The sequence below is a fragment of the Streptomyces nigrescens genome, assembly GCF_027626975.1.
GTDB classification, from domain to species: Bacteria; Actinomycetota; Actinomycetes; order Streptomycetales; family Streptomycetaceae; genus Streptomyces; species Streptomyces nigrescens.
Map to the genome: position 1 here is coordinate 7,129,517 of NZ_CP114203.1, position 17,335 is coordinate 7,146,851.

The following is a 17,335-nucleotide window of genomic DNA, read 5'->3' on the forward strand; positions in this document are numbered from 1 at the left end:
TCACCGTTCCCCGGTGCCCGCGGCCAGGGAGGCGCTCTCCCGTGGCGCGCCGTGCGCGGGCCGGGCGTCCTCCGCCGCCGCCCGGCACCCGCACGACGCGCCCGCCACCGCCGCGCGGTAGCGCTCCATGACCACGTCGGCCACCTCGGCCTCCGGCCCGATCACCTGCGCGGCGTAGACCTCGGTGTCGGGGTGCGCCGCCGCCCAGCCCTCGGCCTGCATCCACAGCCGCTCCACCGGGCCGCCGGCGAAGAGGAAGTAGGGCAGGACCACGACCCGGGCCGGCCCGCCGGTGCCCGCCGCGGCCGCCAGCGCCCGGCACCGGTCGAGGCCGGCCGGGACGTCGGGTGCCGCCTGCGTAACGAACGCGGTCTCCACGCCCGCGAAGCCGCGCCCCTCCCACAGCAGCCGCGCGGCCCGCACCACTTCGGCGTTGGCGTACGGATCGGCAGCGCCGCGGCCCACCAGCAGCACCGTGGTGCGGGCCCGGTCCGCGGGCCTGCGGGCGCCGCTGCCCAGCGCCTCGTCCAGCCGCCGCTCCAGCACATCGAGCAGCTTGGGGTGCGGCCCCAGCTCGGTGCCGCAGACGTGGCCGAGTCCGGGGTGGCGCTCGCCCGCCCGCTCCAGCACCTCGGGCAGCGCCTCCGGGACCGGCCCGGTCGGGGCGGTCAGCAGCGGTATGACGGCGAGCCGGTTCGCGCCCTCCCCGACGAGGCCGTCGATGGCGTCGTCCAGCGGCAGCGGCGAGGCCGGGACACCGAAGAACCCGCCGGCGACCGGCACTTCGGGATGGCGCTCGCCGAGCAGACGCACCAGCGCGCGCAGGGCGTCGGCCCCGCCTTCGTCGCGGGTGCCGTGACCGGCGATGAGCAGTGCGGGAGGGGTCGTCACGAGGTCTCCTTGGTACCGGTGGGTCCGCTGCCGGGCGCCGGGTCACCGACGACCGCCGTCCACCGACCCGGGCCATGGCGGGGCGGGTTGGGGGAGGTCATGACGATATCCGCAGCGGAAGAGCGGTCGGCGGCCGCTCCCTCCCTACCAGCGGTAAGGGCACCGCTGTCCGTTACAGCGGGCCCGGCCAGCGCACAGGTCGCCCGGGCCGGCCGGCCCTGCGGCGCGGACTTCCGCTTTCCGGCGACCAGTTCCGCGCCCGGGCCCGCGGCCAGCAGCGCCGCCGCCTCGGCCACGCTCGGAGTCCCGACGGCGGCCGCCGCGGCCGTGGACGGACCGGGCACCCGCACCGCCGCCAGGGCCGCCGCCGGGAACGACCGCAACGGCACCCCCAGCCGTCGCGCCGCGCCGAGCAGACCGGGCTCCGCCGCCTTGGCCGCGACCGTCGCCAGCGCGACGACCGGCCGGGCCGTACACCCCGCCGCCGCGCGGGCGGCCGCGATCAGCTCCAGCACCTCGGACACCGCGACACCGCGGCTCGCCCCCACCCCGACGACCAGCGGCGCGGCAGCAGCGCCGGTCCCGTCGGGTGCCCCGTGCCTCATACCGCGACGGCTCCCCGGCCGAAGGCGCGCGGGCCGTGCCGCCCCTCCAGGCGCGCGGTGAGCCCGACGGGCCCGGCGGTGACCGCCGCACCCGGCCGGCGGACGCCGCGCGCGGCCGTCCCGGCCCGGGCCGCCCCGCCGCCGGTGCCGCGGGTCATCGGGTGGCGCCCCGGGCCGGTGTGCTCCGTGCCGCGCTCGCCACCAGCCGTCCGGCCAGCGACGGTTCGGCGGCCCAGTGCACATGCAGATACGAGGCATGCACCCCGCCGGCCACGAAGCCCTCCACCCGCCGCTCCGGATGCGTCAGCCCCCAGGCCGGGTCCGCGCCCGCGCCCGGCTCCAGCACCGTGCGGTGGAACTCATGGCCGCGCACCCGGGTGCCGGCCGCGGCCAGCGCGTTGTCCCGCAGCGCCACCGCCTCGCGGTAGCCGAGGGTGAGGCGTTCGGTCATCCGGGCCTCGGCGGGCAGCACCCCGCACATCGGCTTCCCGTCGAGGGACCGGGACAGGTAGAGCAGCCCGGCGCACTCGGCGGACACCGGCGCCCCGGACGCGGCCAGCGCCGCCACCTCCGCGCGCAGCGGGGCGTTCGCCGACAGATCCGGCGCGTACACCTCGGGAAAGCCGCCGCCGATCACCAACCCCTGCGTGCCGGGCGGCAGGTGTTCGTCCCGCAGCGGGTCGAACGGGGCCACCTCGGCACCCGCGGCGGCCAGCAGCTCGGCGTGTTCGGCGTACGAGAAGGTGAACGCGGCGCCGCCCGCGACGGCGATCAGCGGCTTCTCCGGGGCGGCCGGCCCCTCGGCCGGCTCCTCGGCCGGCGCGAGTTCCGCCGCCGGGTCCCAGGGTGCGTCCGGCAGCTCCGGCACCGTACGGGCCAGCGCCAGCAGCGCCTCCAGGTCGCAGCCCTCGCGGACCCGCGCGGCGAGTTCGGCCACCGACTCCACCGCGTCGGACCGCCGCTCGGCGACCGGCACCAGGCCCAGGTGCCGGGACGGCGTACCGGCCCGCCCGTCACGGCGCAGGGCGCCCAGCACCGGCACACCGGAGGAGTCCATCGCCTCCCGCAGCAGCTCCTCGTGGCGGTCCGAGCCGACCTTGTTGAGGATCACCCCGGCCAGCCGCACCTCCGGATCCCAGGAGGCGAAGCCGTGCACCAGCGCGGCCACCGACCGGGACTGCGAGGACGCGTCCACCACCAGCACCACCGGCGCCCGCAGCAGCTTCGCCACATGCGCCGTCGAGGACAGCTCGCCCATCCCGGACGCCCCGTCGAACAGCCCCATCACGCCCTCGACGAGCGCGAGATCGGCGCCCGCCGCACCGTGCAGGAACAGCGGCGCGATCCGGTCAGGACCGCACAGATAGGCGTCCAGATTGCGGCCGGGACGGCCGGTGGCCAGGGAGTGATAACCCGGATCGATGTAGTCCGGACCGACCTTGTGCGGTGACACCACGAGACCGGCCTCGGCGAACGCCGCCATCAGACCGGTGGCCACCGTGGTCTTGCCCGCGCCCGACGACGGTGCGGCGATCACCAGCCGGGGGATCGAACCGCCGCTCATGCCCTGCTCGCCCCGTTCACCATTCGATGCCCCGCTGGCCCTTCTGGCCCTCGTCCATCGGGTGCTTGACCTTGGTCATGTCCGTCACCAGATCGGCGAAGTCCAGCAGCGCCTCGGGGGCGCCCCGCCCGGTGATGACGACATGCTGCGTACCGGGGCGGTCGCGCAGCACCGACACGACCTCGTCGGTGTCGATCCAGCCCCACTTCAGCGGATAGGCGAACTCGTCCAGCACCAGCAGCTTGTAGGTCTCCGCGGCCAGGTCCCGCTTGACCTGCTCCCAGCCCTCGCGCGCCGCGTCCTCGCTGGAGGCGATGTCGCGCTGCACCCAGGACCAGCCCTCGCCCATCTTGTGCCAGGCGACGGTGCCGCCCTCACCGGACTCACCGAGCACCTTCAGCGCCCGCTCCTCGCCGACCTTCCACTTCGCCGACTTCACGAACTGGAACACCCCGACCGGCCAGCCCTGGTTCCAGGCGCGCAGCGCCAGCCCGAAGGCGGCGGTGGACTTGCCCTTGCCCTGGCCGGTGTGGACGAACACCAGCGGACGGTTGCGGCGCTGGCGGGTGGTGAGCCCGTCGTTCGGTACGACGGACGGCTGTCCCTGCGGCATTACGCGGCCTTCCTGTTGCCTTGCACGGTCCGTACGAGCGCGGAGACGCTGTCCGCGCGCAGCTCGTCGAGGGTGATCGCGGTGCCCTGCAGCTCACGGGCCAGCTCGCCCGCGAGACCCAGCCGCACCGGACCCGCCTCACAGTCCACGACCACCGAAGCGGTCCCCTCCGCGGCCAGCAGCCGGGCCGCGCGGCCGGCGCGCACCACCGGCTCCGGCCCGCCGGTCGCCCGGCCGTCGGTGACGACCACCAGCAGCGGCCGCCGCGAGGCATCCCGCATCCGCTCCACCCGCAGCACCTCATGGGCCCTCAGCAGGCCCTCGGACAGCGGCGTACGGCCCCCCGTCGGCAGCTGCTCCAGCCGCGCCGCGCCCGCCTCGACCGAGGACGTCGGGGGCAGCGCCAGCTCGGCGCCGGTGCCGCGGAAGGTGATCAGGCCGATCTTGTCGCGCCGCTGGTAGGCGTCCAGCAGCAGCGAGAGCACCGCGCCCTTGACCGCGCTCATCCGCTTCCGCGCCGCCATCGAACCGGACGCGTCCACGACGAACAGGACCAGATTGCCCTCCCGCCCCTCGCGGACCGCCTCGCGCAGATCGTCCCGGCGCACCACCAGTCCCCGCCCGCTGCGGCCCCGGGCCCGCTGGTGCGGCGCCGCGGCCTGCACGGTCGCCGACAGATGCAGCTTGCCCAGGGCGCCGTGCGGGCGGCGGGCCCCGGTCGTCCGGCCATGGGCGGTACGGGCACGGGAGCGGCGGCCGTCCGCGCCCTCGCCCAGGCCCGGCACATCGAGACGCCGGGTCTTGAACGGCTCGGTGGCCCCGACCGCGGCCTTCTCGCCGGCCGCGCCGCCCTGCGGCGCGCTCCCGGGCTCGGGCTGCTCGGCCTGTCCGGGCTTCTCGGGGGCCTGGGGAGGCTGCGGGGCCTCCCGGTCCTGCTGGTGGGGGAGTTCGGCCTCCGGCGGGAGCGGGGACTCCTCCGGCCCGCCGTCCTGCGGCGGGTGCCCACCGCCGTCCGGACCGCCCCCGTCGGGACCGCCGTCCGGACCGTCCGGCTCCGGGTCGTCGTCGCCGTCCGTGCCCTCGTCCGCGCCGAACTCCTCCAGCGTCTGATCGAGCTTGTCCTCGTCCAGGCCGGGGGCGTCGAAGGGGTTGCGGCGCCGGCGGTGCGGCAGCGCCAGCAGCGCCGCCTGACGGACGTCCTCCTCCAGGACGTCCGTCCGCCCCGCCCAGGCGGCCAGCGCCGTGGCGGTCCGCGCCATCACGATGTCCGCGCGCATCCCGTCCACCTCGAACGCGGCACAGGTCGCGGCGATCTGCCGGAGTGCCGCGTCGCCGAGCGTCACCGCCGGCAGCAGCTCCCTGGCCGCGGCGATCCGCCCGCGCAGCGCGTCCTCCTCGGCCGCCCAGCGGGCCGCGAAACCGGCCGGATCGGCGTCGTACGCCAGCCGGCGCCGGACCACCTCCACCCGCTGGCCGGGCTCCCGGGAGGCGGCGACCTCGACGGTCAGCCCGAACCTGTCCAGCAACTGCGGCCGCAGCTCGCCCTCTTCGGGGTTCATCGTCCCGACGAGCAGGAAACGGGCCGCGTGTCGTACGGAGACCCCTTCGCGCTCCACGTACGAGGCGCCCATGGCGGCCGCGTCCAGCAGCAGGTCCACGAGGTGGTCATGGAGCAGATTGACCTCGTCGACGTACAGGATCCCGCGGTGGGCGTCCGCCAGCAGGCCCGGCTCGAAGGCCTTCACGCCCTCCGACAGCGCCCGCTCGATGTCCAGCGCGCCGACCAGCCGGTCCTCGGAGGCGCCGACGGGCAGTTCGACCATCCGCGTCGGGCGCTCCTCGACGGCGCCCGTCCCGTGCGGCCCGTCGGGACAGCCGGGGTCGGGCGCGGCCGGGGCGCAGGCGAAGCGGCAGCCGCCGATCACGTCCACGGCCGGCATCAGCGCCGACAGCGCCCGGACGGCGGTGCTCTTGGCGGTGCCCTTCTCGCCGCGGACCAGCACGCCGCCCACCGCGGGGCTCACCGCGTTCAGCAGCAGCGCGAGCCGCAGATCGTCCATCCCGACCACTGCGGTGAAGGGGTACTGCGGGGTCGTGTCGTGCGTGGTCGTGTGCGCGGTCGTCATGCTGTGTCGTCCTCCACGTCGCCGTCGAGCTCCGGATTCGTCGTGTGCGTACCCCTCATGGCGCCCCCGGAGGCACGAACGGCAGCCCCTCCGGCACCCCTTCCTCGATCAGCCGCAGCAGCGCGCCGGTGTCCGCGTGCTCCTCGATCAGATCGCCCAGCCGGTCCAGCTGCTCCTCGCGCAGGGTGCCGAAGCTGGTGTCGGGGGCCGGGACGAACGCCCGGCCCGCGTCCGCCGCGACCCGCCGCAGGAACGCCCGGCGGAAGCCGTCGCTCTCCAGCGAGCCGTGCCAGTGCGTGCCCCATACGGAGCCGGTCCGGCAGCCGTCCAAGAACTCCTCGTCCCCGCCGGTCACTTCGGCGACACCGTGGTGGATCTCGTACCCCTCCACCGGCTCGCCCAGCGCCTCGCCGGACGGCCGCGCGAGGGTCTTCTCCACCGCGAACCGCACCCTTACGGGCAGCAGCCCCAGCCCCTCGACCGCGCCCGCCTTCGACTCGACCTCGTCCTCGATGTGCTCGCCGAGCATCTGGAAGCCGCCGCAGATGCCCAGCACCGGGCGGCCCTCGGCGGCCCGCCGGGCGATCGCGTCCGCCAGCCCGCGCTCCCGCAGCCACGACAGCGCCCGCACCGTGCCCCGGGTCCCCGGCAGCACCACCAGGTCGGCGTCGGCCAGCTCCTCGGCGCGGTCCACGAACCGCACCACCACGCCCGGTTCGGCGGCCAGCGCGTCCACGTCCGTGAAGTTCGACATCAGCGGTACGGCACAGACCGCCACCCGCAGCACATCCGCACCGTGCGGCGGCGCCACCACGCTCTCGCGCACCGCGCCGCGCAGCGACACCCGCAGACCGTCCTCCTCGTCGATGCCGAGCCCGTGCGCGAACGGCAGCACACCCAGCGTCCGCCGCCCCGTGAGGCCGCGCAGCATCTCCAGCCCCGGCTCCAGCAGCGTCACATCACCGCGGAACTTGTTGACCAGATACCCGGCGACCAGCGCCTGGTCCTCCTTGGACAGCAGCGCGGTGGTGCCGAAGAACGAGGCGAACACCCCGCCGCGGTCGATGTCGCCGACCACCACGACCGGGATACGGGCGGCCCGCGCGATGCCCATGTTGACGATGTCGGTCCGCCGCAGATTGATCTCGGCGGGGCTGCCGGCGCCCTCACAGATCACCGCGTCATGGGTACGCCGCAGCTCCTGGAGGCAGTCGGTCACGGTGCCGAGCAACTGCTCCTGGCGCCCGGCGTGGTAACCCCGGGCGCTGAGCTCGCCGACCGGCTTCCCCAGCAGCACCACCTGGCTGCTGCGGTCGCTGCCCGGCTTGAGCAGCACGGGGTTCATCAGCGCGGTCGGCTCCACCCGCGCCGCGGCGGCCTGCATCGCCTGGGCCCGTCCGATCTCCGCGCCCTCGCGCGTGACGAACGAATTCAGCGACATGTTCTGTGCCTTGAAGGGCGCCACCCGGACGCCCTGCCGGACCAGCCAGCGGCAGATGCCCGCCGTCACCACGCTCTTGCCGGCGTCGGACGTCGTGCCGGCCACCAGCAGCCCACCGCCGACGGCCCCGCCGGATACCTTCAACCGCCCGTTCACCGGCTCCTCCTCCTGCGCCGGGACCCCGGCTGTCGTGCGCGCAGCGCCGCGCCGGCCACCAGCCGCGCTGTCACCGTCGTCGCCAGCGCCAGCACGCTCACCCGGCGGGAGAGCCGCACCGCCCGCTCGATGTCGTCCGCCGCCACCGGCGGCGCCGCACCGTTGAGCACCGGACGGTGTTCCACCCGCCCGCCGTACGCCAGCGTGCCGCCCAGCCGTACGCCCAGCGCTCCCGCGAACGACGCCTCCACCGGGCCCGCGTTGGGGCTCGGATGCGCACCGCCGTCCGCCCGCCAGGCCCGCAGCGCACCGCGCCGGTCGGGGCCCGCGAGCACGGTCAGCGCGGCGGTCAGCCGGGAGCCGGGCCAGCCGGCGAGATCGTCGAGCCGGGCCGCGGCCCAGCCGAAGCGGCGGTAGCGCGGCGACTTGTGCCCCACCATCGCGTCCAGGGTGTTCACCGCGCGGAACGCCACCAGACCGGGCACCCCGCCCAGCGCGCCCCACACGAGGGCGCCCACCACCGCGTCGGAGGTGTTCTCGGCGACCGACTCCACCACCGCACGGGCCATCTGCGGCCCGTCCAGCGCCTGCGGATCGCGCCCGCACAGATGCGGCAGCCGCTCCCGCGCCACGTCCAGGTCACCCGCCGTCAGCGCCCCGCCGACGGCCCGTGCCTCCCGGCCGAGCGAGGTGCCGCCCAATACGGCCCAGACCGTCGCCGCGGTCAGCGCGACCCGGGCGCCGCCGCGGAGCGGTGACGGGGAAGTGGAGGGGGCTGAGGGGGAAGCGGGGGCGGCGCCCCGTACGGCGCGCTGCAGCAGCGCGGCACCGGCGGCGGCACCGCCCGCGCACAGCACGGTGTGAGCCGCCCCGTAACCACGGTGGTCGCGCCACAGCCGGCGCTCGACGGCAGCCGCGGCCCGGCCGAACGCGGCCACCGGATGGCCGCGCCGCGGATCCGCCGCGATCAGGTCGCCGAGAAAGCCGAGGGCCGCGCCGCACGCATATCCCGCGTGTTCGCCGCGCATCGGATCAGACCGCCGTCAGGCCTCGAAGGAACCCTGCGGCAGCGGGAAGTGGGGATCTCAGGGGGCGGCCGGGCATGGCGGTATGTCCTCACTCAGGGTCCGCGCCCTGGCTCGACGTGACGGCGACAAGAGTCTCCTGGCTCCCGGATCGGCGTGTCCCCCGGCCTTCCAGTCCCGTCTACGTCATCCGACGTACACGAGGCGGACCGTGGCCTTCGCTGGAGGAACGCTCCCCGGTGACAGTGGCGGGACCGCGCCGGATTCGCACCGGACTTCCTCAGCTGTCGCCGAATGGCTCCGGCAGTCCACCACGCCCCGCGAATGCCCGTCAACTCACCCTTGACCTGCGACGCTGTCCCGTGGCAGGCGCTGTGGTGCACGCCACAGCGTGGCAGCCGGGTCACAGACGGTTGCCTGCGCCCCTGATCCCACGTCACTATCTGGTGCACGGCGGCGACGCGGCCGCCGGAAGGGGGCCGGGGGATGCCGGAGCACGCTGACCGCCAGGAGATCCGCATCAGGATCACGGGCACGAACAATCCCGAGCAGGACGTCGAGGACCTCAAGGCCTGGCTGGAGCGCGAGCCGTGGCTGAGCCGGCGGCCGCACGACTGGGAGCTGCGGCCGGCGGGGGAGCCCGACGAGGGCCCCGGCGACATGGCCATCGGCATAGACGACCTGATCCTGGTCGTCGTCGGCGCGGCGGCCGCGGAGATCACCAAAAGCCTCGGCATCGCCCTGCGCGAGTGGCTGCGGCGCCGCAGGGAGGACCGCGACACCGGCGAACGGCCCGCCGTGGCGGTCGGCGGCGGGGACGGCGAACTGCGCGCACTCGGCGACCCGGGACCGGATGCCCCCGAGATTCCCGATCCCGGCAGCCCGGCGAACGGGGGCGGCAGCACCGCCGGGGACTGAGCCGGATGGCCGAGTACGACGCACGGGGCAAGGTCAACCGGGCGCTGCTGATCTGTGTCGACGACTACCGGCGGCTGCGTCCGCTCCCGGCGGTGCGGGACAACCCCCGGGAACTGGAGCGGGTCCTGCTCGCCCCCGGCACCGATCTGTTCACCAAGGGCGAGGTCGTCATCTGCCGGCCCCAGGAGCCGTGGGAGGTCGAACAGGCGCTGGACGCCGTCACCCAGGAGGCCCGCGGACTGCTGCTGGTCTACTTCTCCGGCCACGGCCGGGTGGGCCCGGACGGCGGCAATCTGCAGCTCATGGTCGGTGCGTCGGAACGGCGTCACAAGACCGTCTCCTGGCAGGACCTGGTGCTGTCCTACCTGGACAACGCCCGGGCCGACCGGATCGTGATCGTCCTGGAGTGCTGTTACGCAGGCAACGCCGGTGAAGCCTTCCACGCCTGCCGCACCCCGACGTCACTGCTGATGGCCGCGCAGCCCAACCGCCGTATCTTCAGCGGCGAGGAGCCCACCGGCGGCAGCGTCTTCACCCGTGCCCTGCTGCGGACCCTGGAACAGGGCATTCCCGGCAAGCGGTTCGTCACCTTCGAGGACCTCGTCCGGGAGCTGCGGGAACAGCTGGCCGGTGAGCGGACCCCGATGGGCGACGTCTGGGAGCCCCGCTCGGCGAAGCAGAACACCGTCGACGACGTCATCCTGTCCTTCGCCACCCCCGAGATCCGGCCGCCCACCCCGCTGCGGATCCGCTTACGCCGCCGCCTGAACTCCCGTTTCCGGCACTGGTTCCGCATCCTGATGGTGCTGGCGATCATCCTCGTACCGGCCACCGCGGGCGTCGTGCTGCTGAACCTCCCGAACGACGCGGAAGCCTGCCCGCCCGCCCTCGAACTGCGGCTGCTGACCGCCCCCGAGGCCGAACCCGCGCTCCGCCAGGCGGCCTTCGACTACGAGATGTCCGACGCCAACACCCGGCCCCTCAACGGCGAGGGCGACCTCCCCGACGGCTGCCGGCGCGCCCAGATCACCGTCTACTCCGCCGCCAAGGACCAGGTCGACCAGGGCTTCGCCGCCGCCGGCCGCTGGCAGGGCGAGGCCCACGGCACCGGCAAGGACGGACCGGACGACCAGGGCATCGACCCCCTCCACCGGCCCGGACCCCAGCCCGACATCTGGATCCCCGAATCCACCGCCGACTACTACGCGGCCCGCCGCGGGATGCCCGCCAAGGGCTCCCCGGCGACCCTCCACTACAGCGCCCCGGTCGCCTACACCCCCTTGGTCGTCGGCATCCCGGCACACCGCCGGCTGGACGACGTCGAACCGGCCGCCGCCTCCTGGCGGAAGCTGCTCACCGGCACCGACCGCACCCACCACGACCTCCGGCTCCTGCGGCCGAGCCCGGTGCTCTCCGGCACCGGGCTGCTGCACACCATCGGCCTCTACCTCACCCACGACGGCACGGGCACCGCCTCGTCCGGCGCGCCCGACCTCACCCTCGCCCGGCACGCCGAGGAGCGGCTGTCCGCCCCGGGCAGCCAGTACGCGGGCAGCACCGAACTGCTGTGTTCGCTGCGCCCCGACGCGGACGCCGCCGGCGCCGTCGACCGGACGAAGTCCGCGCCCCTGGTGTCGGAGAAGTCCCTCGCCGACTACAACCTCGGCCGCGCCACCGGCAGTTGCCCGGCCCTGGACTCCCCGCTCCCGCTCCGCAACCGGTACGTCGCCTACTACCCCGAGAACGTCCCCGCGCTGGACCACCCGCTGATCCGCGTCGACTGGCGCGGCACCACGGACGCCACCCCGCGGCAGGCCGCCGTGGCGCGCTTCGCGACCTGGCTGCGTGCCCCGGACGGCGGGCAGCGCACCCTCACCGCACAGGGCTACCGCGGGGTGAAGGGCACCGGCCCGGCGCCGGGCTCACCGCTGCTCGACGGCCGCGCGGACATCAGCCTCGTCGCCCGGACCGTGCCCTTCACGGCGGACCCGGCCCAGGTGACCCAGGTGCTGGACGGCTACGACAAGGCACAGAGGTCCAGCCAGGTGCTGGTCCTCCTCGACACCTCCACCTCCATGGCCGACGGAGGCAGGCTCCCGACGGCCCTGAGCGCGGCCGGCCGCGTCCTGGAGATGGTCGGCGCCCGCCATACCTACGGCCTGTGGGCCTTCCCGGACCGCGCGCACCCCACCGACGCCGACGCGGTGCGCGAGCTCGTCCCGCTCGGCAGCGCCGACCCCGCCCCGGGCCGGGCCGCGCTGGACCGGATCGCGGGCGGTGAACTGGTCGAGCACGGCGCCGCGATGGAGGAGGCGCTGACCCGCGCGGTACGCAGGATGAAGAAGTCCCCGGCCGCCAACAAGGCCATCGTGCTGATCCTCGACCAGGACGACGGTGCGGGCCCGGGGCGCGCGGCGGGTGTGGAGCGGACCCTCGGCACCCTCGTCGAGGAGGGGCCCGAAGTGCCCATCCTGGCGCTGGTGATGGGCAAGTCCGGCTGTGACACCTTCGCCCTCCAGCGGCTGGCCGGCGCCTCCCACGGCCAGTGCGTGCCCGGCGGCCCGCAGGCCGTCGACACCCTGGCCGGACGGATCGCCTCCATCGGCACGGCCACGAAGGGGGACCGATGACCGCTGCGCGCACCGCCGCACGCGCCGCCCTGGCCTCTCTGGCCCTGGTGCTCGCGATGAGCGGCTGCACGCCGGGGGAGCAACTCCTCCCGGAGAAGGGCGCGATCGTCCTCGCCACCGGCAGCGACCTCAGCAGCTCCGGCGTCCGCCAGGACCTGATCCACGACTGGGAGCGGCGCACCGGCCGTACGGTCCGGATCGTCAACCTCCCGGACACCGCCGACGGCCAGCGCAGCCAGCTGCTGGCGGCGGGCCAGTCCGGCAACGGCGGCTATGACGTGCTCAACCTCGATGTCGCCTGGACCGCGGAGTTCGCCGAGGCGGGTGTGATCCGCCCCTGGGCCACGAGCCTGGACGGCGACTTCCTCGACAGCGTGGCCAAGACCGTGGAGTACGACGGCAAGGTGTGGGGAGTGCCCTTCAACACCGACGCCGGGCTGCTCTACTACCGCAAGGACATCCTGCGCGCGTACGGCCACGGCGCCCCGTCCAACTGGGGCGAGTTGAAGGATATGGCGACCGAGGTGGCGCAGGCCTACAACCGCGAGGCCGCCCGGGACGCCGCCGCGGGCCACAGGAAGAAGCGGCCCACGATGTACGGCATGGTCGCCCAGCTGCGGCCCTACGAGGGGCTGACCGTCAATACCCTGGAGTCGGCCTGGGTCAACGGCGGCGACCCGGACGCCACCAGCTTCACCAAGGGCGAGCAGGTCGGCGCGCTCCAGCAGGGCATCGCCGACCTCAAACTCCGGCTCGACTCGATCATGCCGCACGAGGCCACCACGATGGACGAGACGGAGAGCCGCCGCTGGTTCGCCGACGGCCGCGCGCTGTTCATGCGCAACTGGCCGGTCGAATACGCCTCGGTCGCCGAGAAACTCACTCCTGGCGAGCAGTTCGACGTCACCCAGCTGCCGGCCCGCCCCAGCGACGGCAAACGGATGTCCGTGCTGGGCGGGCAGAATCTCGCGATCTCGGCCGGCAGCACACGGCCGGCCGGCGCCCGGTCCCTGATCGAGGCGCTGACCGGCCCCGGCAGCGAGCGCTGTCTGCTGGAGCGGGGGTTCGCGGCCACCCGCGATTCGGCGTACCGGGAGGCGGCCACGGCGCCGCGCTGCCCGCTGCCGCCCGGCGGCGCGGAACGCGGTGAGCACGGCGCCACGGGGCCGGAACCACGGCCCGACCCCCGCACACTGCACGAGGCCCTGATGGCGGCCGCGCCACGCCCGCGCAGCGCCCACTACCAGACGTTCAGCAAGGTCGTGCAGATCGGGGTGTCCGCCTATCTCAACGGCCGCGGCGGCACCGCCATCGCCGACCGGCTGGCCCGGCAGGCCGATGACGCGCTCGGCGGACGGGGCGAACAACGAACGGGGCGCCCGGCGGACGACGGCTGATGCCGTGGTCCGCCGGGCGCCCCGCCCGGTCCGTCGTGCCCGCCGGCGTCAGCCGGCGACGATCAGATAGATGCCATAGGCCACCGCCGCCGCGCACAGGCCGAAGGCGGCCATCGCGCCGGCCCGTGCGCCCGAACCCGGTGCGGCGACCGCGGCCGCCGCACCTTCCTGGACCGGCTTGCGGGAGGTGCCGACGATGCCGACGGTGAACAGGCCCACGATCCCGACCGTCACCACGAGGGTGACGCCGAAGACCTGGCCGAGAGCTGCCCAGTCGATGCTCATGGAGTTCCTTTAGGTGATGACAGCTAGCGGGTGACCGTCGCGGCCTTGGCGCGCGGGGCGGGTGTCGTGGGGGCGTGGGGGTCGGCCGCCGGTGCGTCGGCGGTCTCCGGGGTGCCGGCCGCCGGGGCCTGCTGGCCTGCCGGGGGCGGGGAGACGGTGCGCAGCGCGGCGGTCACCACGCCCGCCGGCTCCACGGCCGGGCCTTCGTTGACATTGGTGTGGTCGACCGGCTTGCGCCGGGAGGCGGCCCAGATCGCGCCGCAGATGCCCAGTCCGAGGACCGCCACCGCCGCCACGCCCCAGTCGCCCTGGCCGGCGAGGAACGCGGCGCCCGCCGCGACCGCACCGGCGGCCGGCAGCGTCAGGCCCCAGGCGAGGACCATCCGGCCGGCCGTGGACCAGCGCACCACGCCGCCCTTGCGGCCCAGGCCCGAGCCCATCACGGAGCCGGAGCAGACCTGGGTGGTGGAGAGCGCGAAGCCGAGGTGGGAGGAGGCCAGGATGGTGGCCGCTGCGCCGGTCTGGGCGGCGAAGCCCTGCGGCGGCTGGATGTCGGTGATGCCCTTGCCCATCGTGCGGATGATCCGCCAGCCGCCCAGGTAGGTGCCGAGCGCGATGGCGACACCGGCCGAGGCGATGACCCACAGCGGCGGGTCGGCGTGCGGGGCGACCACTCCGCCGGTGATCAGCGCGAGCGTGATCACACCCATCGTCTTCTGGGCGTCGTTGGTGCCGTGGGCGAGGGAGACCAGGGCGGCGGAGGCGATCTGCCCCGCGCGGTAGCCCTTGGCGGTGTCCGCCTCGTCGCGGTTGCGGGTCAGCCGGTAGGTGAGCCGGGTCGCCGCCATCGCGGCCAGGCCCGCGACGACCGGGGCCGCCACCGCCGGGATCAGGACCTTCATCACGACGGCGTCGCCGTGCACGCCGTTGGTGCCGACGGACACCAGGGTCGCGCCGATCAGACCGCCGAAGAGGGCGTGGGAAGAGCTGGAGGGGAGACCCGCGAGCCAGGTCAGCAGGTTCCACACGATCGCGCCGACCAGGCCGGCGAAGATCACTTCAGGTCTGATGCCGGCACTCTCGTCGATGATCCCGCCGGAGATGGTCTTGGCCACCTCCACGGACAGGAACGCGCCGACGAGGTTGAGCACTGCCGACATCGCCACCGCGGTCTTGGGTCGCAATGCCCCGGTGGAAATGGTGGTGGCCATTGCGTTGGCCGTGTCGTGGAAGCCGTTCGTAAAGTCGAACACCAAGGCCGTGACGATCACGATCCCGATGAGAAGCGTGATGTGTTCCATTCACCCAGGCAATCAGTTCGAAGGTCAGTGTCGCTCGGACCGTACGGAGATCGGGTGAACGGAAAGTGAACTGGGACCAGCGCGGCGATGACGCCACCGCAGTGTTCACGCGGAGGCGCCTCCGGCGTCACTTCCGCATCACCCGTTGGCGAACTTCGTGGGCTTGGCCGACGAGCCGTTCGCCGCGGTCCTGTTGTCGTGGAATCACCTCGACAGTAAGGGGCGAGCCACCCAAGAGGGCTCAAATCAGGTCAATCCCCGGCACTGGCGCAGGTGTCCCCATATGGCGGATACCAGTTGGGTAGACCCCCGGCGTACGGTGCCCCGGCCCGCTCGTACGGTGTCGCGCACCGCATCCGCTTTCGCCGCACCGCGCCGGAGGACCCATGAAGGACCACCCCGACGACCTCGCCACCGCCTGGAGCGAACTCGTCGCCACCGCCCGCAGAACGGTCACCGACGGCCTGGTCGTCGGCACCTCGGGCAATGTCTCACGCCGCATCAGGGATCTGGTCCTGGTCACCCCCAGCGGCGTCCCCTACGACCGGCTCGGGCCCGGTGACACCACCGCGGTCGACCTCGAAGGCCGCCAGATCATCGGCGCGCTCCGGCCGACCAGCGAACTCCCGATGCATCTGACGGTCTACCGCAGCACCACGGCCACCGCCGTCGTCCACACCCACGCCCCGTACGCCACGGCCGTCTCCACCCTCGTCCCCGAACTCCCGCCGGTCCACTACATGACCGCGGCGCTCGGCGGCCCCGTCCGGGTCGCCCCCTACGCCCTGTACGGCAGCGACGAGCTCGCCGCGCACATGCGCGAGGCGCTCCGCGACCGCACCGGCTGCCTGCTGCAGAACCACGGCACGATCACCTACGGGGACAGCCTCGACCAGGCGCTGGACCGCACCGCCCAGCTGGAATGGATGTGCCGGGTGTGGCTCACCGCGAGCTCGGTGCCGGGCCGCACGCCGAACCTGCTGTCGGCCGGTCAGCTCGACGCGGCCGCCGCACAGCTGCGCGGCTACGGCCAGCAGGGCTGAACGACCGCCCCGGGCCGGACGGGCCCGGGGCCGGTCACCCGCCCGACTCCGCCCGGTGGCCGCACCCGGCACCGCTGCGCACACTGGTGAGGTGCGCCTGGGTACTGCGGCGGCCGTGGCCGCCATCACCGTGATAGGTGCCGGGGCGGCCGCAGTGGCGGTCGGCCGGTACGCCAGCGACATTGCCCTGAAACCATCGCCGGACCAGCCCTTCCCGGGCGACTCCCGCCTCACCGTGCACTCCGCCACCGAGGAGCGCATCGCCCTCACCCGCAGCCTGGCGTCCCTGCGGCCCGGCACGTACGGACTCACCGGCTCCGGCTGCCACGCGGTGATCGGCGACGTCGTCCACGGTGTCCCGCACCCCGCCGACGCGGTCGTCCGCCGCCTGGTCCGGGTCACCCACGGCACCCTCGGGCCGGGCAACCGGATGCTGCTCACCCCGCAGGTGCACATCGGCAACCCCCGGGACGCCCTCGGCCTCGACTGCGCCGACGTCGACATCCCCGGCGAACTCGGCCCCCTCCCGGCGTGGTTCGTCCCCGGCGTACGCGACACCTGGGTCATCACCGCACACGGCCTGGGCACCACCCGCGAACACCCCATGGTGGTCATGCCCTTCCTGCACCGCCACCGGCTGCCGGTCCTCGCCCTGTCCTACCGCAACGACCCCGGCGCCCCGCGCACCGCCGACGGCATCAACCACCTCGGCGACACCGAATGGCGCGACCTGGACGCCGCGATCCGCTACGCCCTGCGCTACGGCGCCCACGACGTCGTCCTCCACGGCTGGTCCACCGGCGCGACCATGGCGCTGCGCGCCGCCACCCACTCCGCGCTGCGCGACCGGATCAGCGGTCTCGTCCTGGACTCCCCGGTCCTCGACCGGAACGCCACCGTCCGCGCACTGGCCGGCGCCCGGCGGATCCCCCGGGCCCTGCTGCCGCTGGTGGTACGCGCCGCCGAGGGCAGCACCGGACTGCCCCTCGACCATCCCGCCTACGCCGTCGACCCGGACGAGCTGGAGATTCCCACGCTGCTCTTCCACGGGCCCGACGACCGGATCGCCCCCTGGACGGCCTCCCGCTCCTTCGCCGCCCGCCGGGCCGACCTGGTCACGCTGCAACCGGTCCCGCACGCACCGCACGCCGCGATGTGGAACGCCGACCCGTCGGGCTACGAAGAGGCGCTGCGGCGCTTCCTCACCCCGCTCATGTAGCACCGCCGCCTCCCGGCCCGGGCCGGACACCGGCCCCCACCGGCCGCTTCCCCCTCCACCGGCCCCGGCGCCCCGATGGCTGCCGGGTATACGGGGGGACAACTCCCCTCATCAGGGATGG

General features: G+C 74.5%; 15 protein-coding genes and 1 riboswitch. Of the genes, 5 read left to right on the plus strand and 10 right to left on the minus strand.

The features are described 5' to 3' along the window. The 8 genes from STRNI_RS31540 to STRNI_RS31575 are packed head-to-tail and all read right to left on the minus strand — an operon-like array spanning nt 1 to nt 8,424. Nucleotides 1-891 (minus strand): sirohydrochlorin chelatase, encoded by an 891-nt coding sequence (locus tag STRNI_RS31540; RefSeq protein ID WP_277412435.1) that lies wholly within the window; start codon nt 889-891, stop codon nt 1-3. After that, nucleotides 888-1,496 carry a cobalamin biosynthesis protein gene (locus tag STRNI_RS31545; RefSeq protein WP_381284507.1) on the minus strand — a complete coding sequence of 203 codons (609 nt, stop codon included), beginning with the start codon at nt 1,494-1,496 and terminating at the stop codon, nt 888-890. Before STRNI_RS31545 ends, STRNI_RS31540 begins: the two co-directional genes overlap by 4 nt. Further along, on the minus strand, nt 1,493-1,654 hold the full coding sequence (locus tag STRNI_RS31550; RefSeq protein WP_229838569.1) for a hypothetical protein: 162 nt from the start codon (nt 1,652-1,654) through the stop codon (nt 1,493-1,495). The genes STRNI_RS31545 and STRNI_RS31550 overlap by 4 nt, the downstream gene beginning before the upstream one ends. Then, a complete protein-coding gene (locus STRNI_RS31555) occupies nt 1,651-3,060 on the minus strand; it encodes a cobyrinic acid a,c-diamide synthase CobB (protein WP_277412436.1) in 1,410 nt (469 codons plus the stop codon). Before STRNI_RS31555 ends, STRNI_RS31550 begins: the two co-directional genes overlap by 4 nt. Nucleotides 3,061-3,076: 16 nt before the next feature. Next, nucleotides 3,077-3,673: a cob(I)yrinic acid a,c-diamide adenosyltransferase gene (gene cobO, locus STRNI_RS31560; RefSeq protein ID WP_018091818.1), complete on the minus strand. Its 597-nt coding sequence runs from the start codon at nt 3,671-3,673 to the stop codon at nt 3,077-3,079. Further along, nucleotides 3,673-5,799: a putative cobaltochelatase gene (locus tag STRNI_RS31565; RefSeq protein WP_277412437.1), complete on the minus strand. Its 2,127-nt coding sequence runs from the start codon at nt 5,797-5,799 to the stop codon at nt 3,673-3,675. The genes cobO and STRNI_RS31565 overlap by 1 nt, the downstream gene beginning before the upstream one ends. A gap of 55 nt (nt 5,800-5,854) precedes the next feature. After that, nucleotides 5,855-7,396 carry a cobyric acid synthase gene (locus STRNI_RS31570; protein ID WP_159490295.1) on the minus strand — a complete coding sequence of 514 codons (1,542 nt, stop codon included), beginning with the start codon at nt 7,394-7,396 and terminating at the stop codon, nt 5,855-5,857. Further along, the gene (locus STRNI_RS31575; RefSeq protein WP_277412438.1) at nt 7,393-8,424 is read right to left on the minus strand and encodes a cobalamin biosynthesis protein; all 1,032 of its coding nucleotides are present in this window, start codon (nt 8,422-8,424) and stop codon (nt 7,393-7,395) included. Before STRNI_RS31575 ends, STRNI_RS31570 begins: the two co-directional genes overlap by 4 nt. A 129-nt stretch (nt 8,425-8,553) precedes the next feature. Then, nucleotides 8,554-8,703, minus strand: a riboswitch (cobalamin riboswitch). A 204-nt stretch (nt 8,704-8,907) separates the two neighbouring features. Between STRNI_RS31575 and STRNI_RS31580 the strand changes: the two genes are divergently transcribed. The 3 genes from STRNI_RS31580 to STRNI_RS31590 are packed head-to-tail and all read left to right on the plus strand — an operon-like array spanning nt 8,908 to nt 13,366. Then, nucleotides 8,908-9,339 carry an effector-associated constant component EACC1 gene (locus STRNI_RS31580; RefSeq protein ID WP_159490291.1) on the plus strand — a complete coding sequence of 144 codons (432 nt, stop codon included), beginning with the start codon at nt 8,908-8,910 and terminating at the stop codon, nt 9,337-9,339. 5 nt (nt 9,340-9,344) lie between these two features. Continuing rightward, nucleotides 9,345-11,969 (plus strand): vWA domain-containing protein, encoded by a 2,625-nt coding sequence (locus STRNI_RS31585; RefSeq protein WP_266449235.1) that lies wholly within the window; start codon nt 9,345-9,347, stop codon nt 11,967-11,969. Continuing rightward, nucleotides 11,966-13,366, plus strand: a complete 1,401-nt coding sequence (locus STRNI_RS31590; protein ID WP_277412439.1) for an extracellular solute-binding protein — start codon at nt 11,966-11,968, stop codon at nt 13,364-13,366. The genes STRNI_RS31585 and STRNI_RS31590 overlap by 4 nt, the downstream gene beginning before the upstream one ends. Nucleotides 13,367-13,414: 48 nt before the next feature. On the opposite strand, the gene STRNI_RS31595 is transcribed toward STRNI_RS31590, so the two are convergent. Together STRNI_RS31595 and STRNI_RS31600 are read right to left on the minus strand one after the other, a co-directional pair. Further along, entirely contained in the window at nt 13,415-13,651 is a 237-nt protein-coding gene (locus STRNI_RS31595) for a hypothetical protein (RefSeq protein WP_159490288.1), read from the minus strand. Between the two features lie 23 nt (nt 13,652-13,674). Beyond that, on the minus strand, nt 13,675-14,952 hold the full coding sequence (locus STRNI_RS31600; protein WP_109888921.1) for an inorganic phosphate transporter: 1,278 nt from the start codon (nt 14,950-14,952) through the stop codon (nt 13,675-13,677). 386 nt (nt 14,953-15,338) lie between these two features. Here STRNI_RS31600 and STRNI_RS31605 point away from each other — a divergent pair, with 386 nt between their 5' ends. After that, entirely contained in the window at nt 15,339-15,995 is a 657-nt protein-coding gene (locus STRNI_RS31605; protein ID WP_018091809.1) for a class II aldolase/adducin family protein, read from the plus strand. 91 nt (nt 15,996-16,086) lie between these two features. Then, a complete protein-coding gene (locus STRNI_RS31610) occupies nt 16,087-17,214 on the plus strand; it encodes an alpha/beta hydrolase (RefSeq protein WP_026170002.1) in 1,128 nt (375 codons plus the stop codon). Nucleotides 17,215-17,335 lie beyond the last annotated feature (121 nt).

Bases quoted from the DNA above. Each gene is read 5' to 3' on its own strand.
- STRNI_RS31555 (WP_277412436.1), bottom strand. From the start codon at position 3,060: ATGAGCGGCGGTTCGATCCCCCGGCTGGTGATCGCCGCACCGTCGTCG.
- STRNI_RS31550 (WP_229838569.1), bottom strand. From the start codon at position 1,654: ATGACCCGCGGCACCGGCGGCGGGGCGGCCCGGGCCGGGACGGCCGCG.
- STRNI_RS31545 (WP_381284507.1), bottom strand. From the start codon at position 1,496: ATGAGGCACGGGGCACCCGACGGGACCGGCGCTGCTGCCGCGCCGCTG.
- STRNI_RS31565 (WP_277412437.1), bottom strand. From the start codon at position 5,799: ATGACGACCGCGCACACGACCACGCACGACACGACCCCGCAGTACCCC.
- STRNI_RS31590 (WP_277412439.1), top strand. From the start codon at position 11,966: ATGACCGCTGCGCGCACCGCCGCACGCGCCGCCCTGGCCTCTCTGGCC.
- STRNI_RS31600 (WP_109888921.1), bottom strand. From the start codon at position 14,952: ATGGAACACATCACGCTTCTCATCGGGATCGTGATCGTCACGGCCTTG.
- cobO (WP_018091818.1), bottom strand. From the start codon at position 3,673: ATGCCGCAGGGACAGCCGTCCGTCGTACCGAACGACGGGCTCACCACC.
- STRNI_RS31580 (WP_159490291.1), top strand. From the start codon at position 8,908: ATGCCGGAGCACGCTGACCGCCAGGAGATCCGCATCAGGATCACGGGC.
- STRNI_RS31575 (WP_277412438.1), bottom strand. From the start codon at position 8,424: ATGCGCGGCGAACACGCGGGATATGCGTGCGGCGCGGCCCTCGGCTTT.
- STRNI_RS31595 (WP_159490288.1), bottom strand. From the start codon at position 13,651: ATGAGCATCGACTGGGCAGCTCTCGGCCAGGTCTTCGGCGTCACCCTC.
- STRNI_RS31585 (WP_266449235.1), top strand. From the start codon at position 9,345: ATGGCCGAGTACGACGCACGGGGCAAGGTCAACCGGGCGCTGCTGATC.
- STRNI_RS31605 (WP_018091809.1), top strand. From the start codon at position 15,339: ATGAAGGACCACCCCGACGACCTCGCCACCGCCTGGAGCGAACTCGTC.